Annotated in this window: 14 protein-coding genes; 3 read left to right on the top strand and 11 right to left on the bottom strand. The window is 54.7% G+C overall.

Translation table 11 applies throughout. The features are described 5' to 3' along the window. Position 1 precedes the first annotated feature (1 nt). The 7 genes from SH528x_RS16275 to SH528x_RS16245 form a co-directional block, all read right to left on the bottom strand. The gene (locus SH528x_RS16275; protein ID WP_442511574.1) at positions 2-1,768 is read right to left on the bottom strand and encodes an acyl-CoA dehydrogenase family protein; all 1,767 of its coding nucleotides are present in this window, start codon (positions 1,766-1,768) and stop codon (positions 2-4) included. Next, a complete protein-coding gene (locus SH528x_RS16270) occupies positions 1,759-2,523 on the bottom strand; it encodes an enoyl-CoA hydratase/isomerase family protein (RefSeq protein ID WP_442511573.1) in 765 nt (254 codons plus the stop codon). The genes SH528x_RS16275 and SH528x_RS16270 overlap by 10 nt, the downstream gene beginning before the upstream one ends. Further along, a complete protein-coding gene (locus SH528x_RS16265) occupies positions 2,516-4,387 on the bottom strand; it encodes an acyclic terpene utilization AtuA family protein (protein WP_442511572.1) in 1,872 nt (623 codons plus the stop codon). Before SH528x_RS16265 ends, SH528x_RS16270 begins: the two co-directional genes overlap by 8 nt. Before the next feature lie 223 nt (positions 4,388-4,610). After that, on the bottom strand, positions 4,611-6,188 hold the full coding sequence (locus SH528x_RS16260; protein WP_442511571.1) for an acyl-CoA carboxylase subunit beta: 1,578 nt from the start codon (positions 6,186-6,188) through the stop codon (positions 4,611-4,613). A gap of 180 nt (positions 6,189-6,368) precedes the next feature. After that, entirely contained in the window at positions 6,369-8,654 is a 2,286-nt protein-coding gene (locus SH528x_RS16255; RefSeq protein WP_442511570.1) for a bifunctional 2-methylcitrate dehydratase/aconitate hydratase, read from the bottom strand. A gap of 12 nt (positions 8,655-8,666) precedes the next feature. Next, entirely contained in the window at positions 8,667-9,056 is a 390-nt protein-coding gene (locus SH528x_RS16250) for a cobalamin B12-binding domain-containing protein (protein ID WP_442511569.1), read from the bottom strand. Between the two features lie 41 nt (positions 9,057-9,097). Beyond that, positions 9,098-10,723 (bottom strand): acyl-CoA mutase large subunit family protein, encoded by a 1,626-nt coding sequence (locus SH528x_RS16245; protein ID WP_442511568.1) that lies wholly within the window; start codon positions 10,721-10,723, stop codon positions 9,098-9,100. 118 nt (positions 10,724-10,841) lie between these two features. Here SH528x_RS16245 and prpB point away from each other — a divergent pair, with 118 nt between their 5' ends. Together prpB and SH528x_RS16235 are read left to right on the top strand one after the other, a co-directional pair. Next, complete coding sequence (prpB, locus tag SH528x_RS16240) at positions 10,842-11,702, top strand: methylisocitrate lyase (protein WP_442511567.1); 861 nt, start codon at positions 10,842-10,844, stop codon at positions 11,700-11,702. Positions 11,703-12,008: 306 nt separating this feature from the next. Further along, a complete protein-coding gene (locus tag SH528x_RS16235; protein WP_442511566.1) occupies positions 12,009-12,365 on the top strand; it encodes a hypothetical protein in 357 nt (118 codons plus the stop codon). A gap of 174 nt (positions 12,366-12,539) precedes the next feature. Here the strand turns inward: SH528x_RS16235 and SH528x_RS16230 are convergent, their stop codons facing one another. Next, on the bottom strand, positions 12,540-12,743 hold the full coding sequence (locus SH528x_RS16230; protein WP_442511565.1) for a BON domain-containing protein: 204 nt from the start codon (positions 12,741-12,743) through the stop codon (positions 12,540-12,542). 265 nt (positions 12,744-13,008) lie between these two features. Beyond that, positions 13,009-14,058: a lipid-binding SYLF domain-containing protein gene (locus tag SH528x_RS16225; RefSeq protein WP_442511564.1), complete on the bottom strand. Its 1,050-nt coding sequence runs from the start codon at positions 14,056-14,058 to the stop codon at positions 13,009-13,011. Between the two features lie 302 nt (positions 14,059-14,360). On the opposite strand from SH528x_RS16225, the gene SH528x_RS16220 reads away from it, so the two are divergent. After that, entirely contained in the window at positions 14,361-15,383 is a 1,023-nt protein-coding gene (locus SH528x_RS16220) for a dienelactone hydrolase family protein (protein ID WP_442511563.1), read from the top strand. A 527-nt stretch (positions 15,384-15,910) separates the two neighbouring features. Here the strand turns inward: SH528x_RS16220 and SH528x_RS16215 are convergent. Next, complete coding sequence (locus tag SH528x_RS16215; protein WP_442511562.1) at positions 15,911-17,179, bottom strand: metallophosphoesterase family protein; 1,269 nt, start codon at positions 17,177-17,179, stop codon at positions 15,911-15,913. 115 nt (positions 17,180-17,294) lie between these two features. Further along, complete coding sequence (locus SH528x_RS16210) at positions 17,295-18,644, bottom strand: hypothetical protein (protein WP_442511561.1); 1,350 nt, start codon at positions 18,642-18,644, stop codon at positions 17,295-17,297. Positions 18,645-18,673 lie beyond the last annotated feature (29 nt).

Raw genomic sequence — 18,673 nt, 5'->3', positions numbered from 1 at the left:
TTTACAATTCTCTAGCTGCTGCCAATAGTAGTCGGTCATCGTTGTCTCGCATGCCGCGAAAACAGCTTTGTACATGCCGAAGCGAATCGGCGATGAAGAATCGGGCGACTGATTCGTGGCTACGATCATTACGCGTCAATTCGCTGTCGAGCCGACTGAGCGTGCATGCGGTGGCAAACAATTCCATGGCGATCCAAGCGATCCGTTCTAACACCAATTGACGTTCGAGCACCTCCTCGCGGTGCCGCACCAGCGTCCACTGGACCATTGTCCCCAAATGCCGGATCTGCTTTCCAAGCTGCTTGGCAACCGATTTCAGCTCCGCCGACTGGACCGGTACTCCGGGCCGACGCAGTCGCAAACTCATCGCATCCCCTGCAAACCTGACAGCGGGCCCAACGGCGGTCCAAGGACGTTTTAGAGCATCGTTCATCTCTTTCATCTGCATCCCAGGTCCTCGCATCCCCGTCAAGGCAATAAACGACATCAACACCTCGTTGGCTCCTTCACCGATTTGATTGATGCGGTGGTCTCGGAGCATCCTTTCGAGCGGTTGATCCGTGAAATAGGCGGCACCTCCGTAGATTTGAAAAGCGTCATTGACAATCGTCCATAATCGCTCGGTGCTCCATACTTTTAGCATGGCGGTCTCGAGCATATAGTCTTCGAGTCCTCGATCGATCAGTCCCGCGGTGACCGTGGTCGTCGCCTCCATCGCATAGGTCCAGGCGGCCATACAAGCGAGTTTTTTTTGCACAAGCTCGAACTCGGCAAGCGATCGGCCGAATTGACGGCGAGCGTTAGCGTGATCGGTTGCCAAACGCAAACACATTTTTGCAGCACCGGTACAACAAGCTCCGAAAGTTGTGCGACCAAAATCGAGCACTGTCAAAGCGACCTTTAACCCTTTGCCAATCGGCCCCAAGATATTTTCGCGTGGCACGTGCAGTTTTTCGAACGCCAACCTCGCCGTTGCGGTGCCACGAATACCAAGCTTCTCCATCCGTGGTTCGGTGACTTGAAACCCAGGCATATCAGGCGTCACCAGAAAAGCGGTAATTGCGGAATCGTTCGTCCCTTCCACTGGTGTTCGCGCCATCACGGTCAAGACGTCAGCGATCGCGCCGTTGGTGATATAGCGTTTTTGGCCATTGAGCACAAAGTGGCTGCCGTCATCCGACGGGGTCGCGGTCGTTTGCACATTGGATGCATCCGAGCCCGCCTCGGGTTCCGTCAGCGCAAACGCGGCAAGTTTTTTGCCGTGCACCAAATCCGGCAACCATTTCTTCTTTTGCTCATCGGTGCCGAACAGCAGTAAGCCTCGCATTCCGATCGAGTGATGAGCGTTGACAAAAATCGAAGTCGAACTGCATCGCGATCCGATCACTTCCAGCAGCCGACAATACTGCATCTGGGAAAATGCTTGGCCACCGAACGTCGCCGGCGCGGTCATGCCGAGCAATCCGAGATTAGCCAGCCCGTCGATGACATCACGAGGAATATCGGCATCGCGATCGATTTGCACAGGATCAAGATGTTGGTCGCAAAATTCGGTTAGTTTTGAGACCGCGACGGACAGATCACCACTTTGCTGCTTCGATAGCTGAGGATAGGGGAACACCCAATCGTCAACGAATCGGCCTTGAAAGAGTCCTTTGGCGACTCCTGTTGCCTGGGGTAGCGACCCCAACAATTCTTCGGCCTGTCGCATTTGCTGCTCACGCTGTTCCAACCGTTCAGCATGCTGTGTTGTTGGTTCTAATGCCATTTCGGATCTCGCTTTTCGTTGAAAGCCGCCAAGCCTTCGCGAGCTTCGTCGCTGTGACGAGCGGCCAGATGCATGTCGATCAAATTCGGCTTGTCGGCGGGGACGTTCTCTGAAAATGATGCGTTGATAAGTGACTTGGTTTTGCGGATCGTATCGGGGCCACCGGCAACCACCGATCTCGCCAGCGCGACTGCGGAGTCAAACAATTCGGTTGCCGGTACGACGCGTTGCACTATGCCTATCTGCTGTGCTCGCACGGTATCGATGGGCTCACCCGATATAAACAAGTCTCGCAAATCACCCTCGCGAACCTTATGTCGCAACACATTCATCACTAGCGCGGGCAGCAGACCGCGACGGGCTTCTGGGAAGCCTATTTTCACATCCGTCGAGGCGATCACGATATCGCATGCGGCCATCAGTCCCGCACCGCCGGCGAACGCTCCGCCTTGAACGACCGCGATCACGACCAGTGACGTCGAACGCAATTTCCCGAGCGTCCGCTTGACCGCTTCCGCCGACCGATCCACCAAGTCAATGTCAGCGGCTTCACGTAAATCCAAACCGGCAGAAAAGACAGGTCCCGCACCGCACAAAAGTACCACACGGTTTTTCCGATCGTTCTCCATTCGATCGAGTTCACGACAAAGCGACTCGAGCAATTCGATACTTAGTGCGTTGCGGCGGTCTGCACGATTCAGGGTCAGCGATTGAATGCCAGATTCAATCAATGCGGTAAGAATCAAGTTATCCATGGTGTTTGTTTACATCCTCTGGCGTGTTTTTTGTCGAGTCCTGCTTTGGCAAAGGCATTTCCAACAATATCTGCCCAAGCGTTTTGCCTTGTGCGTCGGTTCGCAATCCTTGCTTTAGGATGCCACGAATCACAAAGTTCAGCGCATGCAGATTCGGTAACTCAAAACGTTCGACTCCCTCAATCGCTCGCCCTGAAAAGAAGCTCGCGACGCGTTCGGATGTCAACCAATCCTTTAAGAACGGCCAATCAGCATGGCGACGAGGGATCACGCCGATGTTCGCACCGGTTCCCTTGTCTCCACTGCGAGCCAAAGCAATGTCATAGAGACATGGGTGGACAGGGGCCTCGCTCGTTACAACCGACGATGCGGCTTGCTTTTCGGATCGGATGCCGGAATTCGGTTGTGACCCCATGGCGGTCGCAGAGCCTGCGCATGTTGCCCAGTCGAATTTTGTCGTCGACGTGCTGTCAGTCGACTGCGTTTGCAGAAGTTCGACCTTTGGCGTGACATCATCTCGCGAGATCAAGCAGGGCCAATAACGGATGACCGGGTGGATTCGAGGCCGTCCTTCGGCGTACCCCGTTGTTCCTTGCGGCCCTGCGGTGATTAGCGGCATCATTTCGCGACTGAATTGTACGGCATCACTGTGCGAATCGACTTCCACGGCAACACGCAGTACCACTTCGTCAAACGACGACGCGTCGTGTTTGCACTTCATACCCGTCACGTCTGACAGACAAGCGTTAGCTCCCAGACATTCAATGAGACTGTCGCGAACCTGCACCCCCGATTCCCGAAGTCGACTCAACACGATATCACCGCTGCGAAGTGCTTTTGCTCTGGCATCACGTCCAACGATTGTCAGTGTTCCTGCGGATCGAAAACCGTCGCGAAGTGTTGCACTGACTTTGTACCGTGTTGGACGTGGTTTTCCGATTGCCCCGCTGACGCGGACTCGATTCTCGCCGACCTCTTCCACGCGTAATCCGCAAAACGACACCGTCACATCGGGGCTGAGGTAGTTCTCGGGGTCGCCGATCTCGTAGACCAGTTGTTCTTTCACTGTCCACTGCGTCACCTTGCCACCGCAGTGTTGCGGTTTCGTCACCGTGCAGGCTCCGTCCTCGACGACTTCGACAATCGGGAAAGCGAGATGCGTGACATCGGGCACCTCGAGCCAATCAGTACAAATGCCGCCGGTGACTTGGGGGCCACATTCGATCAAATGTCCCGCCACCGTCGCACCGGCCAGACGATCGAGATCTTCTTCGTCCCAGCCAAAATGATGAACACATGCAGCGACCACCATCGATGGATCGGCTACGCGTCCGGTGATCACAATGTCCGCTCCATCCGCCAAAGCACGTGTGATCGGGTCGGCACCAAGGTAGGCGTTGGCGGTGACCAGACGATCCACCGAACCCGCGAGCGATTCGCCACTGTCGAGGTTTGTAAACGGATCGATCTCGTGACCAGCAGCGGTGGAAGTCAGGGTCGACAGCACATCGTCGCCGCTGACAATGCCAATGCGAAGTGATCGGCAACCCGTCGTCTCGATCACTTGTTGGCATGCCTTGGCACATCCGCTCGGGTTCAGGCCGCCGGCGTTGGTAATCAGGCGACATCGGCCTCCGCTAGCCCAATACGGGACAAGCGATCGGACCACATCGACGAAGTCGTTGGCGTATCCGAGCTGTGGATCTCGTTGCCGCTGCGCTGCGAGAATTGACATCGAGACTTCCGCCAGATAGTCAAGCGTGACGAAATCAAGCTCCGGTTCACACGAAAGCAGCTCGGCTGCGGCAGTGCAGCGATCACCCCAGAAGGCCTGTGCATTTCCGATCCGAACCGAGCGTGGCATGCTTATGAACTCCCTTTGTTTCAAACAGTGAGTCGAGTAGTTTGTCGGGGATAAAAGTTAGTGTTGGCCGTAGTGGACGAGGCAACGAGTCCTGCCACGGATTAGCTCAATGGGACTCGTTGCCTCGTCCACTACGCCAAAATTCAATACAGATAAACTACTACAGTGCAAACCGAAACTCTTGACGAGTTCCGATACTCTAAAAATCAGCCAAAAAACGATACTAAACCTGTAACACTCCTGTTCTAAATTCACGATGCTCCGCCACTGGTATCAAGTTCAGCGCCGTGTGCAACCAAAGCCGCGTGTCCGTCGGCGGGATAATCGCATCGACCCAACCGCGAGCGGCACCAAAACGGATGTCGGTCTGTTCCCCGTACCGCTTTTGAATGGATTGACGCAGTTCGGTGATCTTGTCCTCCGACAACGTTTGCCCGGCACGCTGTGCGTCGCGTAGCTGTAGCGAGAGCAACGTCTCTGCCGCTTGGCTGCCGCCCATTACCGCATACTTTGCCGAGGGCCATGCGAGGATCAATGCCGGATCGTACGCTTTCCCACACATTGCATAATGTCCTGCACCAAACGAGCCACCGACAATCACCGTAAACTTGGGGACAATCGAATTGCTGACGACGTTGACCAACTTGGCGCCTGCGCGAATGATCCCCGCTTGTTCAGCCTGCTTGCCCACCATAAACCCTTGTACGTCCTGAAAGAAAATCAGTGGGAGTCCGGTTTGGTTGCAATCCATCACAAACCGAGCCGCCTTGTCTGCCGCATCAGGATAGATCACGCCGCCGATCTGAATCTCGCCACTCGCGGTACGGCAACGTCGTTTTTGATTCGCGATGATACCGACAGCGTGATCGCCAATTTTGGCAAACGCGGTCACCAGGGTTTGACCGAACTCGGCCTTGTATTCTTGTATTGAATCATCATCAACGATTGCCCGGATCAGATCCCGCGCGTCGTATTCGTTGCGTCCATCCGCAGACACAATCTCATCCAACCGCGAATCCGAGCTGCCCTTTGGAATCGCATCGATTTTGCCTGGCAACAGATCGACCAGGGCCCGCAATCGCTGCAAGCACGATGCATCATCGGGTTCGTGAAAGTCGACGGTCCCACTGATCGCGGAATGCATCGCCGCCCCACCAAGTTCTTCAGGGTCGACCGTTTGCCCAATCGCGGCTTTCACCAATGCGGGACCCGCCAAACAGAGTTGGCTGCCATCGGTCATCAACATTTTGTCACACAACACCGGCAAGTAGGCTCCGCCCGCGACACAGTTGCCCATCACCGCCGCGTATTGCGGAATGCCTGTCGCCGACAGCACTGCGTTGTTGCGAAAGATACGACCGAAATCATCTTCGTCGGGAAAGACCTCGTCTTGTAACGGCAGAAACACGCCTGCGGAATCGACAAGGTAGATTAAAGGCAAACGAAATTGAGCCGCAATTTTTTGAGCTCTCAATAACTTCTTCACCGATTGCGGAAACATCGCTCCCGCTTTGACGGTGGCGTCGTTGGCGGCGATCAAACAAGCTCGCTGGGCAACATAACCGATCCCAGTAACGATTCCCGCCGCAGGAACGCCGCCATATTCTTCGTACATCCCATACGCGGCCCACAAACCCAATTCAAAAAAAGGGGAACCTGGGTCAAGCAACAACTCGAGTCGCTCGCGAACCGGCAAGCGACCGTGTCGCAGTTGTCGCTGCTGTCCTTCTTCACCGCCCCCTTGCCGAAGCGTCTGCTCCTGGAGGATGAATTCGTCGGTAAGCTCACGCAAAGTTGGCACCCGTTTCTCCTGTCTAGGAACCACTGCTGTGTACAACGCGGCTGGGTGTTGCACCGATTCTACTTTTGAGGAATTCGACGTAGTGGATCTTGCTAAAGATCCCCGCACGATAGGATCTTTAGCAAGATCCACTACTGCAATAATTGACTTGGCATCCCAACTGTCATTGTATGTTTAAGATCAACTATCAACAAACTTGTCGATAAATTGGCTGACCTGCATTTCGCCGATTGCATCATTAACGAATAGATCGAGTAGCGATTCGGCGCGTTCATCTGAAAATCGGGACGCGACATTGTTTCGGAATTTTTCTCGCAGCATTGGGATTGCTTCGGTTCGCCGTCGCCGGTGTCCGAGAGGGAATTCAATCTCCACCCGATCGGTGTGTGTTCCGTCCGTGAAAAATACTTGCACGGCATTAGCAATCGATCGCTTTTCAGGATCGAGGTAGTCAACGGAGTAGTCGGGTTGCTCGAACACATCCATTCGTTCGCGTAGTGAGTCGACGCGAGCATCATCGGCTGCGGCTTGCTCGTAATGATCCGAGTCGAGTCGGCCGTGGATAAGTGCGACCGCGACGATGTACTGCAAACAATGGTCTCGATCCGCCGGATTGTTCAGTGCTCCTGTCTTGTTGATGATCCGCATCGCTGATTCTTGCGTGTCGATCCGGATTCGGTCGATCGCATCCCAGCGACCCGCAACCTGTTCGTGAAGCTGGACGGCGGCTTCGGCTGCGGTTTGTGCATGAAACTCGGCTGGGAAGGCCACTTTGAACAAGATATTTTCAGTGACATAGTCTTGCAGCTTACGGGCCAATTTGATCGGCCGTCCCGCGAACAAAACGTCCTCAAAACCCCAATGCTCAGCTGTTAGCGCCGTCGCATAGCCCATCTCGCCCGTTAGACTCCACAGCGCAAGCTGGACACCACGACGGGTGGCATCACCCGCGGCCCAACTCTTTCGCGAGCCGGTGTTCGGCGCGTGACGATAGGTTCGCAGTGCACCGCCGTCGATCCACGCATTACTGACTGCATTCATAATTTGGTCATGACTGCCGCCAAGCAATTGTGTCGCCACGGCGGTCGTCGCCACTCGCACAAGCAATACGTGATCCAGTCCAACTCGATTGAACGCGTTTTCCAGCGCCAAAACCCCTTGGATTTCGTACGCTTTAATCGCCGATTCGAGCACGTCACGAACAGTGATCGACTGCCCCTGGCGACTGAGATAGTCTGCGATCGCTAAGATACCGCCAAAATTGTCCGACGGATGCCCCCATTCGGCAGCCAACCAAGTGTCGTTGTAGTCGAGCCAGCGGATCGTGCAGCCAATATTGAATGCGGCGGTCACTGGATCCAATTCATACGGAGTCCCCGGAACCCGTGCACCACGCACGAGCGTTGCTCCAGGCACGACGGGTCCGAGCAACTTGGTGCACGGCGGGTAATTAAGTGCCAACAGTCCGCATCCGAGACTGTCGAGCAAACATAGACGCGAGGTGTCCCACGCTTCGTCGCTGAAGTTTGCAGGTCCGACAACATAGTCCGCAATCTGCTGGAGTAACGCATCGGTGTGAGTGTCGCGATTGGCCATCGTTTGCCTGGTTTTAGGATTACAGGGTGGATTAAGAGAGTCATTAGTCGTTCCTCCGCACTCATGACGTGAGATTGAGGAGCGTTCAGAATGCATTGCCATATCCGCGATGCCAGCGCAGAGCTTTTCGATCCCAGTTTCCTGAACCGTCGAAGTTGTCAGAATTGGAACCGGTCGCCCGTCCTTCATCGGGTGTTGTCCACGAATGTCCGCGACGGTCTGGTCCGCCCCAGGCAAATCGGATTTGTTGACGACGATCAAGTCGGCAATCTCGAAAACGCCTGCTTTTTCCCATTGCAGGGAATCGCCTGTTTGTGGCTGAAGCGTCAGCACGACGATGTCGGCAAAGTCTCTTACCGATACATCGCCTTGACCGATGCCGGCGGTTTCGACAAAAAGCCAGTCAAATCCGAATGCTTTCATGATTCGCAGCATCACCGCTAGGTTGTCCGCAACGCCTTGTTTGCCCGAGCCCGCTGGTAAACTACGTATGAATACGCGATGCAACGTCTTGCCCTTCACCATGCCGCCTGCGATTCGACAGCGATCACCCAACAACGCGCCGCCCGTCAAGGGACTTTCGGGATCGCAAGCCATTACTCCGACGTACTCGCCCTGTTCAGCGAAATGAGCCGCGACGCAACAGAGTAGGCTACTCTTTCCAACCCCGCCGCTACCCGTCAACGCGATGACCGGCATCCCGCGCAGCGTGTCCCCGGCAATGTCGTGCCCAGCAAGTGCGTGGCCAAGTCCCGAGTGATTTTCGGTACAGGATGCAAGCGTCAACAACCGTGCCAATGCCCAGCGGTCACCCCCGCGAAGTCGATCGACTAGTGTCGGTATATCGTTGCGAAGTAAATTTTGGGACATGTTGCGAATCACCTACTTCAAAAACTCGACGATCGATGAAATCGATGTTCCTGGACCAAAACACCCCCGAGCCCCAAGTTCCTGTAGTTTCCGCTGATCTTCGTGCGGAATAATTCCGCCAACAATCACGCCGATATGATCGAGATCGCGACGATGCAATTCTTGCAACAACGCGGGAACCAAAGTCATGTGAGCACCATTGAGAATGCTGACGCCCAGCCAATCCACGTCCTCGTCCTGGGCCGCTTCGGCGACCGAATCAATCGATTGCCACAAGCCGCTGTAAATCACATGAAACCCTGCGTCCCGCAATCCGCGTGCGACAACCTTAACGCCACGGTCGTGGCCGTCCAAGCCAACTTTGGCCAGCAGGATACGTTTCGGGACGGTTTGGGTTGTCATTAAATCCCCTCGTTCACTTTGCGAAAAACAATGCTCCGGAATCACCAATTTGCAGCAGGGCGGAACCGCCCGTAGACTTCGGCAAGGGCGTCAACGCATTCTTGGACCGTCGTGCGGTCGTTTGCACACTGCAGCAATGCGGGCAATACATTGTCACCGGACTCGGCCACAGCCCGTAATATCGCTAGTGAACGATCCACGTTTTGATCGCTTCGGTTTGCTTTGACTTTGCGAAGGGATTCGATTTGTTCCGCTTCGCTCGATTCGTCAAACTGCATTAATGGAATACCGTCTTCGCGTGCTTGCGTGAACGCATTGACACCCACGATTAGCTTCTCGCGTGAATCGATTGCCTGCTGGTATGCAAAAGCGGACTCGGCAATCTCGCGGCGAAAAAAACCTTTTTTTACCGCAGCGATCATCCCGCCTTGATCGTCAATCTTTCCAAAGTAGTCATGTGTGGCAGTCTTCATTTGCTCGGTCAAACTTTCGACGAAATAGCTGCCTCCGAGCGGATCTGCGGTATTTGTCACTCCCGTTTCACACGCCAAAACTTGTTGAGTGCGAAGTGCTAAGGTCGCGGCGTGTTCGCTCGGCAGTGCAAACGTCTCGTCCATCGAGTTCGTGTGTAGCGACTGGCAGCCACCAAGGACCGCGGCAAGGGCTTGATAGCCCACTCGCACCAAGTTGACTTCGGGTTGCGGTGCCTGCAGCGAACAGCCGGCGGTCTGGGCATGAAATCGCAACTTCCATGACGCCTCGGATTTTGCTCCGTACACATCCCGCATTCTTTCCGCCCACAATGCCCGAGCGGCACGATACTTGGCGACTTCTTCAAACAAATCGTTGTGGGCGTTGAAAAAGAAACTCAGCCGAGGGGCGAATGCATCGATGTCGAGGCCGCGTTGCAAACACTGTTGAACATAGTGTTCTCCATCAGCCAAAGTGAACGCGAGTTCCTGCGCCGCCGTAGAACCCGCTTCACGAATGTGATAGCCACTGACCGAAACCGTATTCCACAGCGGCACGTGATGCGAACAAAACTCAATCAGATCAACGACCAAAGCAACCGATGGCTCCGGCGGAAACACGAACTCATTCTGAGCATGGTATTCTTTCAAGATGTCATTTTGGATTGTGCCACGCAGTCGCTGCCAATCGTAACCACGCTCTTTCGCGGCCGACAAATAGAACGCCATGACGATGATTGCCGGCGCGTTGATGGTCATCGAGACCGACACTTGGGTTAAGTCAATTCCGTCAAACAGTTCGAGTATGTCGTCGACCGTGTCGACCGCAACTCCGAGTCGCCCCACTTCGCCGACCGATCGCGGATCATCGCTGTCGAGTCCCATCAGCGTTGGCAAGTCAAACGCCGTACTGAGCCCTGTTTGTCCTTGTTGCAGCAGAAATCGGAACCTTTGGTTCGTGTCGCTTGCGCGGCCAAACCCGGCGAATTGACGCATCGTCCACAACCGTCCGCGATACATCGATTCGTGGATGCCGCGAGTGAACGGGAACTGTCCCGGTTTGCCGAGGTGACCGGCGTTCGCCGAATCGCCCAGATCGTCGACGCCGTACAGTGGCTTAACCGAGACACCGCTGACAGTCTTGCCTGAGGATACGATCTTTCCCGTGGATGCGTTTTCAGTGGTAACGGAACTCATGACGACACTCCTACCCTGGTGATACAATTGATTATACGCGATTTCTGAAACGGTCGGCCAAAGAACCTTGATCGCCACGGTATCGACCTAATTTGACTCTCTCACAAAAGCACATATCATGTCTGAGTCCGAATCGTCCACGGCCGGTGCACGACTGCGTGCAGCGATAATTCACGAACGTCCATTGCAAGTAGCGGGCACGGTCAACGCCATTGGGGCGTTGCTGGCCGAACAAGCCGGTTTTCGTGCGATCTATCTTTCCGGCTCCGGTGTTGCCAGCGTTTCGCACGGCTTACCTGACCTCGGTGTGACCACGCTGCACGACGTTTTAGAAGACGCACGGCGAATTACCTCGGCTTGCGACTTGCCACTGTTAGTCGACGCCGATACCGGATGGGGCAACTCGCTGATGATTCAGCGTACGGTGAAAGACTTGATTCGTGCGGGTGCCGCAGGACTGCATCTTGAAGACCAGATTGATGCAAAGCGATGTGGACATCGCCCTGGCAAACAACTGGTTGCGCCGACGGAGATGTGTGATCGCTTAAAAGCGGCACTCGACGCGCGTACCGATGCGACATTTGTGATCATGGCACGAACCGATGCGGTAGCGGTCGAGGGAATCGCCGCCGCGATCGAACGGGCAAACAATTACGTGGCGGTCGGTGCCGAGATGATTTTTGCCGAAGCAATCACGTCGCTCGAGGACTACCGCCGGTTCACCGAATCAGTCGATGTTCCTGTGCTGGCGAATATTACCGAGTTCGGACAGACGCCGCTGTATCGCCTGGACGAACTTCGCGAAGTCGGCGTCAAATTGGTGCTCTATCCGCTCACCGCGTTTCGCGCGATGAACGCCGCTGCCGCTCGTGTCTACCAAACACTTCGCAGCTCCGGTACACAGCAAGACCTGATCGATCAAATGCAGACTCGCGAAGAACTCTACGACCTGCTGGATTACTACAGTAAAGAACCCTAGGGACCGCCGGAACATTAAGTGGCGGGACGACTCGTAGCAGAGTCGTCAGCAATTGTCCCGATTGTTCCGCCCAGTACAGCCAGTTCGGGGGCACAAACAATTGAGACTATTGTTCTAGATTCCAAAATGCAAATTCGTTGCGTCGTGTGTTCGCATCGAATACACGTGTGCGGTCAATGTGAATACTAGCCATGTATTAAAACGACCTGTTTCGCGAAGTTTACTTGTTGGCACAGCGTATGCGTTATTGGAGTTCCGATGGCAGCACTTGCTGCCTAAAGGAAACCTCCCTTCCAGGACATATGAATGAAACGCTTTCTCGCAATTGCCTTCTCTGCAGCAGCAATCACCCTATTCGCCTCCGCGCCAACGGCATCAGCGGCGGACTTTCACCGTGGACACGGTGGGCACCATGGCAACCATTCGAGCTATGGGCATGGCGGATATGGATATGGGAATAGTGGTTACGGCCACTCGTCCCACTACGGTTATGGCGGCTATTCGCAAGCTCCGAGCTATCGATACGGCACCCAATATTCGTCGCGATCCTATGGATACCCTTCGTATTCACGCGGCTATAGCTCGAATAATCACTACGGGCAAGGTGGCGGGCTGCACTTGGACATTGGTCGCTTCCACCTTGGATTGGGTGACCACCACTGATTCGCCGCTAGCGGATATTAACAATCGCTTTCAGCCTCGGGTTTCACTGAGGCTGATTGCATTTGATGGCCGCTCCCCTAAAAGAAAATCGATCATTGCCCGGGGTTTAGGCACCTTTCGGCGATCGAGTTCGATGTCGATGTCGATGTCGATAAAGTTCACGCCAAACGCAAACTACGACGAAACATTGACCTGATTCACAATCTGCTTCACGCCGGGAGTGGTGCGAGCGATCGTAAGCACCGAGGTCCGATCATTGGGGTTGGACACGGTGCCACTCAATTTGACATGCCCATCCTCATCGCTGTCGACTTCGATTTGGTTGAAGCCTAGGCGTGACAATGACGCACGTAACCTTGATTCAATATTTTCTTTCATGACTCGGCCCCATTCGTGGGTGCCCCCTTTATCGGCCCGTGCGTTAACAAGTTACGAGCATACACGGGAATTAGCACAAAAGGCAATCCGGGATTGAAATTTATTCGCAAGCTGTAGACTTGAAACCGGTTACAACGGGGGGCACCTAACATTTGCATGCTTGCACCGCACATGACGTAATCAGTGGATTTCTCGGAGGAAATGCATCCGGTTTGCTCATGCCGTTGAACCGAAAACGCGGTCAACCGCAAAATCCGCAGTTTTCCTACCGCGTTATCGGCGGTGGGGGTGGCAATTGCAGCGTCGCTGCATCTTGAGTCAACGATTGCTGATAGAGTTGCAATAGGTTGTAGACCGACTGAAATTCGGGTCGTGCCGCGAGACCCACAAAACGCGGGTCCGTGTTCGCGACGTTGAAGTGGTCAAGCGTGGTTTGCAATTCTTGCGGTGTCGTGGGAGTGCCATCAAGAAACAACGACGAGGGCAACGCGAGATAGTTTTTCCATTGATCATCAAGCATGTCGTAGAGCTTGGGAGCGAGTTGAACCAACTGAGCACGTAGCCCATCCGCATGCGTCGCTGCATGCTGCTGGATCCAGCCGCTTTGTTGATCTTGCACCGTCACCGGGACCGGAGGCGTCGCTGTTGTGTTAGCGTAACTTGCGACCGTTTGTGTCAATTGATCCGCCAATGGGGGAACAACGACGGGTTGTCCTGGAGCGGGGCTGCGGTAATACGCACCGGTCGACCAGGGATCGACTTGCAGGACCGATCCATCGATGGACACGCCGGCAAACAAACCACGGCTGCGCGAATAGGTATAGATTTCTGCTTGCAGTTGGCCATCGGTTGCCACTGCGGTTTCCCGCCCTACCGGTCCAGCAGCAGCGGCTGCATCCGCGCCGAGTGTCAACTTTCCAGACAAGATTCCTTGAACGCTTCGCTCGGTCTTAAAAACCAAAATGATATCGGACGATTGCACACCGACTTGCCAGCCAATATTGCCCCCGGTCAATGTGATAAAGACCGGAGCGTGCCAAACGCCATCGGGTTCGCGAACAAACAATATCCCTCGACCACGACGAGCACCGACGATGAAGCTGCCCTTGATCACATTGGGGACAATCGCCACCGCGTTTGCATTGGACAGCATGGCTTGGGGGATTCGGTTCAGCGGCGCGGTCATCGCTTCGTTGAACACAACCGCCGAGGCTTGCATAACCTGTTCTTCCAACACCTGAGCGTGCGATGTCGAGTGCCCCCAAAATGACGTCAATAAGAGCGTGGTCGCAGCGATGCGGCTATAGAGCTTCATAGTAAATTGATTTGCAAAAAAAAGGGGGGCGAGATTCCTTAGTCATCTAAGCATTGCTCGCATGGACCGTGCCAATAAGTGTAGAGCATCGCGGCAAATAAAAGAACACGAAGGACTAGGCCCTTTGGGGCCGCTTCGCAGCACCAAAGGGATTAACGCCTTCGCAAAGTCGTTGCTGTTTTGCAATTCAATTCGCAACTTTGGTGACTTCGACACTTGGGGCATTTCGGATCGATTATATTGGCCTGGGCAGTCAAATTCCTCGAATCCTTTCCTTGGTGTGATCACAACGGCGGTGGCGGATGAGCTTTCTACGAACGACCCTAATTTTGCTTGCGTTGGCGGGAATGTTGACAGTCAATGCAACGGCTGAAATGCCGGATTTGCAGTTTCATTCTCTTGTCGCCAAGGACTCGCTAAACCCGCCCGAAGAGGCTTCCGACGACGCACGCCACTGTTTGACAGGATTGATCTGGCCTCCGAGCGAGTTCGAAGTGTCTTGGAATGCACCGCTGGCAGGGAAGGGTGACGCACTCGCGTTGTTCCCTTCACCAATCCCGAGCGGTGATTTGCAAAACGACCGAGTGCCGATGGAGTGTTACTTTGCTCGCGACAAAAATGGCGCCCCGATCACTGCTCCTGCGGTCGTCGTCGTTCACGAATCGGGATCGAAGATGGCGGTGGGACGCGTGTTTGCACGCGGATTCCAGACCTGCGGCGTCCACGCGTTTCTGATCCACCTTCCCTACTATGGAAACCGACGATCCGCCGACGACCATCCCGACCGTCGAAAGGTAATCGACGCGATCCCGCAAGCCGTTGCCGATGTTCGCCGTGCTCGCGATGCCGTCGCGGCGCTACCATATGTCCAGAACGGCCGCGTGTCGCTGCAAGGCACTAGTCTGGGCGGATTCGTCTCCGCAACCAGTGCTTGTTTGGACAGCGGGGCAAAAGGCTGCGGATATGAAAACGTTTTCATACTGCTGGCCGGCGGCAATTTGATGCAAGTGATTCAAAGTGGGAAAAAGGACGCTGCAAAATTTCGTCAACAACTCGAGCAATCCGGACTTTCGTTGAACGAGATCAGCGAGCTCGTGAACCGAGTCGAACCGATGCGAATCGCTCATCGCTTGGACCCTAAACACACGTGGCTGTACTCCGCCGACTACGATCAAGTCGTCCCCATCCAAAATGCAATTGCGCTTGCGCACACTGCCGATCTCGACCCGAGTCATCACGTGCGAATGCTCGGCAACCATTATTCCGGAATTGTCTACATCCCTTTCGTGATTCCCAAGATGGCGAAGGCCATCCGCGAAAACTGAATCAAAACGAAACTCGGCAACGTTGATCGCAATCAACCTGCTGACGTTTAAAGGGATGATGGTAACTTGTTGGCGGCATGCGCCGCTCCGCTAAAACTTTGGTGTTGTTGTGATTTTTGGGGTGAGAGTTTCTTCTGGCCTATAGAGCAGTTACCTCTCCACCGACGAAGTCGGGGGAGAGGTCGAGCACGCCCTTTAGGCGTTGCTCGGGTGAGGGGGCGACCGCGCTACCATCCGAGCAGTCCGGTGCAAACGACGTTGTCGTCGGCGAGTGGATTGCTCGGTCAGCCCCCTCACCCGAACGTCGCTGAAGGCTCCGTTCAACCTCTCCCCCAACGAAGTTGGTGGAGAGGTGGCAGAAAACCAACGCAACCAAAATCACATCAATACCAAAGTTTCAGCAGTCCAGGCTTACGACGCTCCGGTAAAAAAAGTTTGATGTCAAAGTAGATAGCATCCAGTGGCTAGTCTGCGGAAAAAAACACGCCTACTCACACAGGCCTGCCCAGAGCCTTGAGGTGGCGTGCTCAAGTCCATTGTTGTTGATGCAACAGCTTGCCTTGCAAATCAACGATCCGAATGTCGAGTGATTGCTTATCACCTTCGTCGATCGCATCAATGATCGTCAACGTTGCTTGTTCCGGGTTCGGACCGCCGCCTACGAATTGCAAAATCGGCATCTCCTTGCTCGCCGAGTCAAGCCGATCGCGGTGCATGTGTCCTGAAAAGATCGCTTGGACATTGTTCTGTTTTAGAATCGGCAACCAAAGCTTCGCTCCAAACCCGCTGTAACTGGCGTAGCCATCGAGCGTTGTTCCGTCGTTTTGGTTATCCAGGCCTCGCAGCGGAATATGGCACGCGACGATTTTGAACGCTGCCTGCTTGATCTCGGGCTGATCCATCACTCGACTCAGCCAAGCGGCCTGTTTCGTGCGATAGGGTTCATAGGCGGCGGTTCCTGCAAAGACGGGATGATGGTCCGGTTTGTCTTCGCCGGTATCGAGCGTGATTAACGCCAATGGCCCGTAACGCAATGCTTGGTTGTAAGGCAAATCCGATGACTCGGGGCACGGCACAATACTCTTTGTCACTTCCCGAGCTCGTTGGCCTCGCACGTCATGGTTTCCATTGCTAAACAGTAGCGGTCGCATGCTGGCCCAAGACATCTTCAAGTCTTTGCCTGGGTTGAGCAGGATCTGTTCAGGCGAATCGGCTGAATCAAAATCGTTGCAACTGTCGCCGTTCCAAATCAGCAAATCAGGACTTAGCTTTTCGATTTCACGGTGCAGTGTATGAATCGTCTCTAGATTTTCGTGCGTATCATTGATACTGACGATGCGAACTCGATTCCCCGAAGAGCTAGGCAAGCGGAGCGGATAAGTCGCGGTCGCTTGCGGTTCGCCTCGTTGCAGCAGATAGGCGTTGGAGTAGCGAAGCGGTTGTGCGACGACGCGATAGAAAATCGGCCGATCCGTCGGCAGGATTTCATGATGCTCGACACGGATGTGCAAAGCGTGATCGTCGGCGCTGATCAAACCACACTGGCTCGCTACTGCGGTGAACGAAAGATCCTTTTCGGAAAATCCGTATTCGACCCAAGCAGTCGCAAATTCACTCACCGCAATACTGACACCGAAGCCATTCGGGCGTGGGTTCTGGACGACCGGAGGACTCGCGATCAGCTCCTTTACGTTGCTCTGCGATTCCTGCGATTGAACCTGTTGCGAAAAATTCACTGCGGAAAAAGCAACGGCACTGACGGGGATCGTGCCGATGAATTGACGTCGATTGAACATGGAGTTTCTCGATTTGACAGCCGTTGTTTTTTGGTTGAACTAACCGCAAAGGTGGGATCTGGGTGGGAGTCTTATTTTACTCTACTCATTGAATCACGTGCACCTGCGAAACAAGCTACTCGCCCGAGACGAGTCCAACGGTGTTGACCGCGCGGACACGGTACTGGCTCGCCGTAACGGGCTGCGATGCTTCAACTGTGTAACGCATTTCCACCAGCGGCATTGAGGGCGTGTCGCTGTACTGCAAGCCTTGGAAGAGCGGACGTCCAAACGGGTTCTTGCTCTTCTCGGGGACGGTTGCGATCAATTGGCCATCACGCTCGATGATGAAATGCGATATCCCGCTTTCAAGATCCGCTTCCGCGTCCCAGGTCAACTCGCGATCCTTCACCACAACGTTGGTCGGCGTCGGAGGAGGCGTGCTGTCCGCAACGTTGGTGTCAATGATGAATTGACTCCATGCCCTGGCGATCTCTTCATTGGGCAACCAGATCGAACTGGCGAGATCACCCGAGTACTTGGCCGCTGGCACCGCGACCATTGCCTTGGTTGCATCGACGTTTAACTCCGCTAGCCAAACAGCCTGCGTCGGCATCGGTCGCAGCGAAGCACCGCTGCTGTTGGGCAAACGCGCCGCCAGACAAACATCCAACCATGGGATCGCTAGGTAGCGGGAATTGCCGCACTCGTGACTGGTTCGTGGATCGATCGCGATGCCAATCAATGCTCCTTCGCTTCTCATTTTTGCAAAGAATGCTTGGTTTGCTGGCCAGGCTCCGGCGAAGCGTCCATTTTTTTCCGTCACACCTTCTTTGGTGCCCAGGTTACACATCACAGGTACCTTCAGTGCGGCGGGGGACAGTGTGTGAGGTTTAATTGCACGTCCTTCGACCTCATCGAACAATGGCACTCCCGAACGCAACCAAACCGCAGCGATTCGCTCGGGGTGCAACAGCAACATCCCACCAGCCCAATGACCACCGCCGCTGTGTCCCCACAGAGCCCATGGCACGTTGGCAAGTTCGGGATGACCGCTCTGATCGCCCAAGTCGACTAACGATTTCTGAAACGCATCATCGGAACCATTTCGTGGATCACACCACATTTGGCAATCGGTCCCTTCAGGCTGCTCATAAGCCGGTGATAACAACGCACAGTCGTGTTTCTTAGCAAGCGATTGCCAATGCAAATCAAACGCGCCGGTTTGCCCTGATTTGCAGGATCCCTCGCCACACCCATGCTGATGCACAATCACGCCCCGGAGTTGTTTGACCGCGGGGGGAACCCAAAGCGTGTAGGCAACGGGAAAGATCAGCTCTCCAGGTTCAGTTGAAGCCTCGTAACGAACTCGATAGTACGACGAATCAGCTTCTACTACAGGGGCATTGTCATAAGGCGGTTGCTGGGCCGACGCCGAGGCAGTCAGGACCGCGCCAATCAGTGCGATTGTGGTGAGGGTTTTCATTTGCATGGAATCGGGGGGATGGGGCGGGA

The organism is Novipirellula methanifontis (genome assembly GCF_052161655.1).
GTDB lineage: Bacteria > Planctomycetota > Planctomycetia > Pirellulales > Pirellulaceae > Novipirellula.
The sequence above is the reverse complement of the archived record's forward strand: the minus strand, read 5'-3'. Positions and strand labels throughout refer to the sequence as shown.

Bases quoted from the DNA above. Each gene is read 5' to 3' on its own strand.
- SH528x_RS16245 (WP_442511568.1), bottom strand. From the start codon at position 10,723: ATGAGTTCCGTTACCACTGAAAACGCATCCACGGGAAAGATCGTATCC.
- SH528x_RS16265 (WP_442511572.1), bottom strand. From the start codon at position 4,387: ATGCCACGCTCGGTTCGGATCGGAAATGCACAGGCCTTCTGGGGTGAT.
- SH528x_RS16255 (WP_442511570.1), bottom strand. From the start codon at position 8,654: ATGTCCCAAAATTTACTTCGCAACGATATACCGACACTAGTCGATCGA.
- SH528x_RS16270 (WP_442511573.1), bottom strand. From the start codon at position 2,523: ATGGATAACTTGATTCTTACCGCATTGATTGAATCTGGCATTCAATCG.
- SH528x_RS16235 (WP_442511566.1), top strand. From the start codon at position 12,009: ATGAAACGCTTTCTCGCAATTGCCTTCTCTGCAGCAGCAATCACCCTA.
- prpB (WP_442511567.1), top strand. From the start codon at position 10,842: ATGTCTGAGTCCGAATCGTCCACGGCCGGTGCACGACTGCGTGCAGCG.
- SH528x_RS16225 (WP_442511564.1), bottom strand. From the start codon at position 14,058: ATGAAGCTCTATAGCCGCATCGCTGCGACCACGCTCTTATTGACGTCA.
- SH528x_RS16275 (WP_442511574.1), bottom strand. From the start codon at position 1,768: ATGGCATTAGAACCAACAACACAGCATGCTGAACGGTTGGAACAGCGT.
- SH528x_RS16210 (WP_442511561.1), bottom strand. From the start codon at position 18,644: ATGAAAACCCTCACCACAATCGCACTGATTGGCGCGGTCCTGACTGCC.
- SH528x_RS16215 (WP_442511562.1), bottom strand. From the start codon at position 17,179: ATGTTCAATCGACGTCAATTCATCGGCACGATCCCCGTCAGTGCCGTT.
- SH528x_RS16220 (WP_442511563.1), top strand. From the start codon at position 14,361: ATGAGCTTTCTACGAACGACCCTAATTTTGCTTGCGTTGGCGGGAATG.
- SH528x_RS16230 (WP_442511565.1), bottom strand. From the start codon at position 12,743: ATGAAAGAAAATATTGAATCAAGGTTACGTGCGTCATTGTCACGCCTA.
- SH528x_RS16250 (WP_442511569.1), bottom strand. From the start codon at position 9,056: ATGACAACCCAAACCGTCCCGAAACGTATCCTGCTGGCCAAAGTTGGC.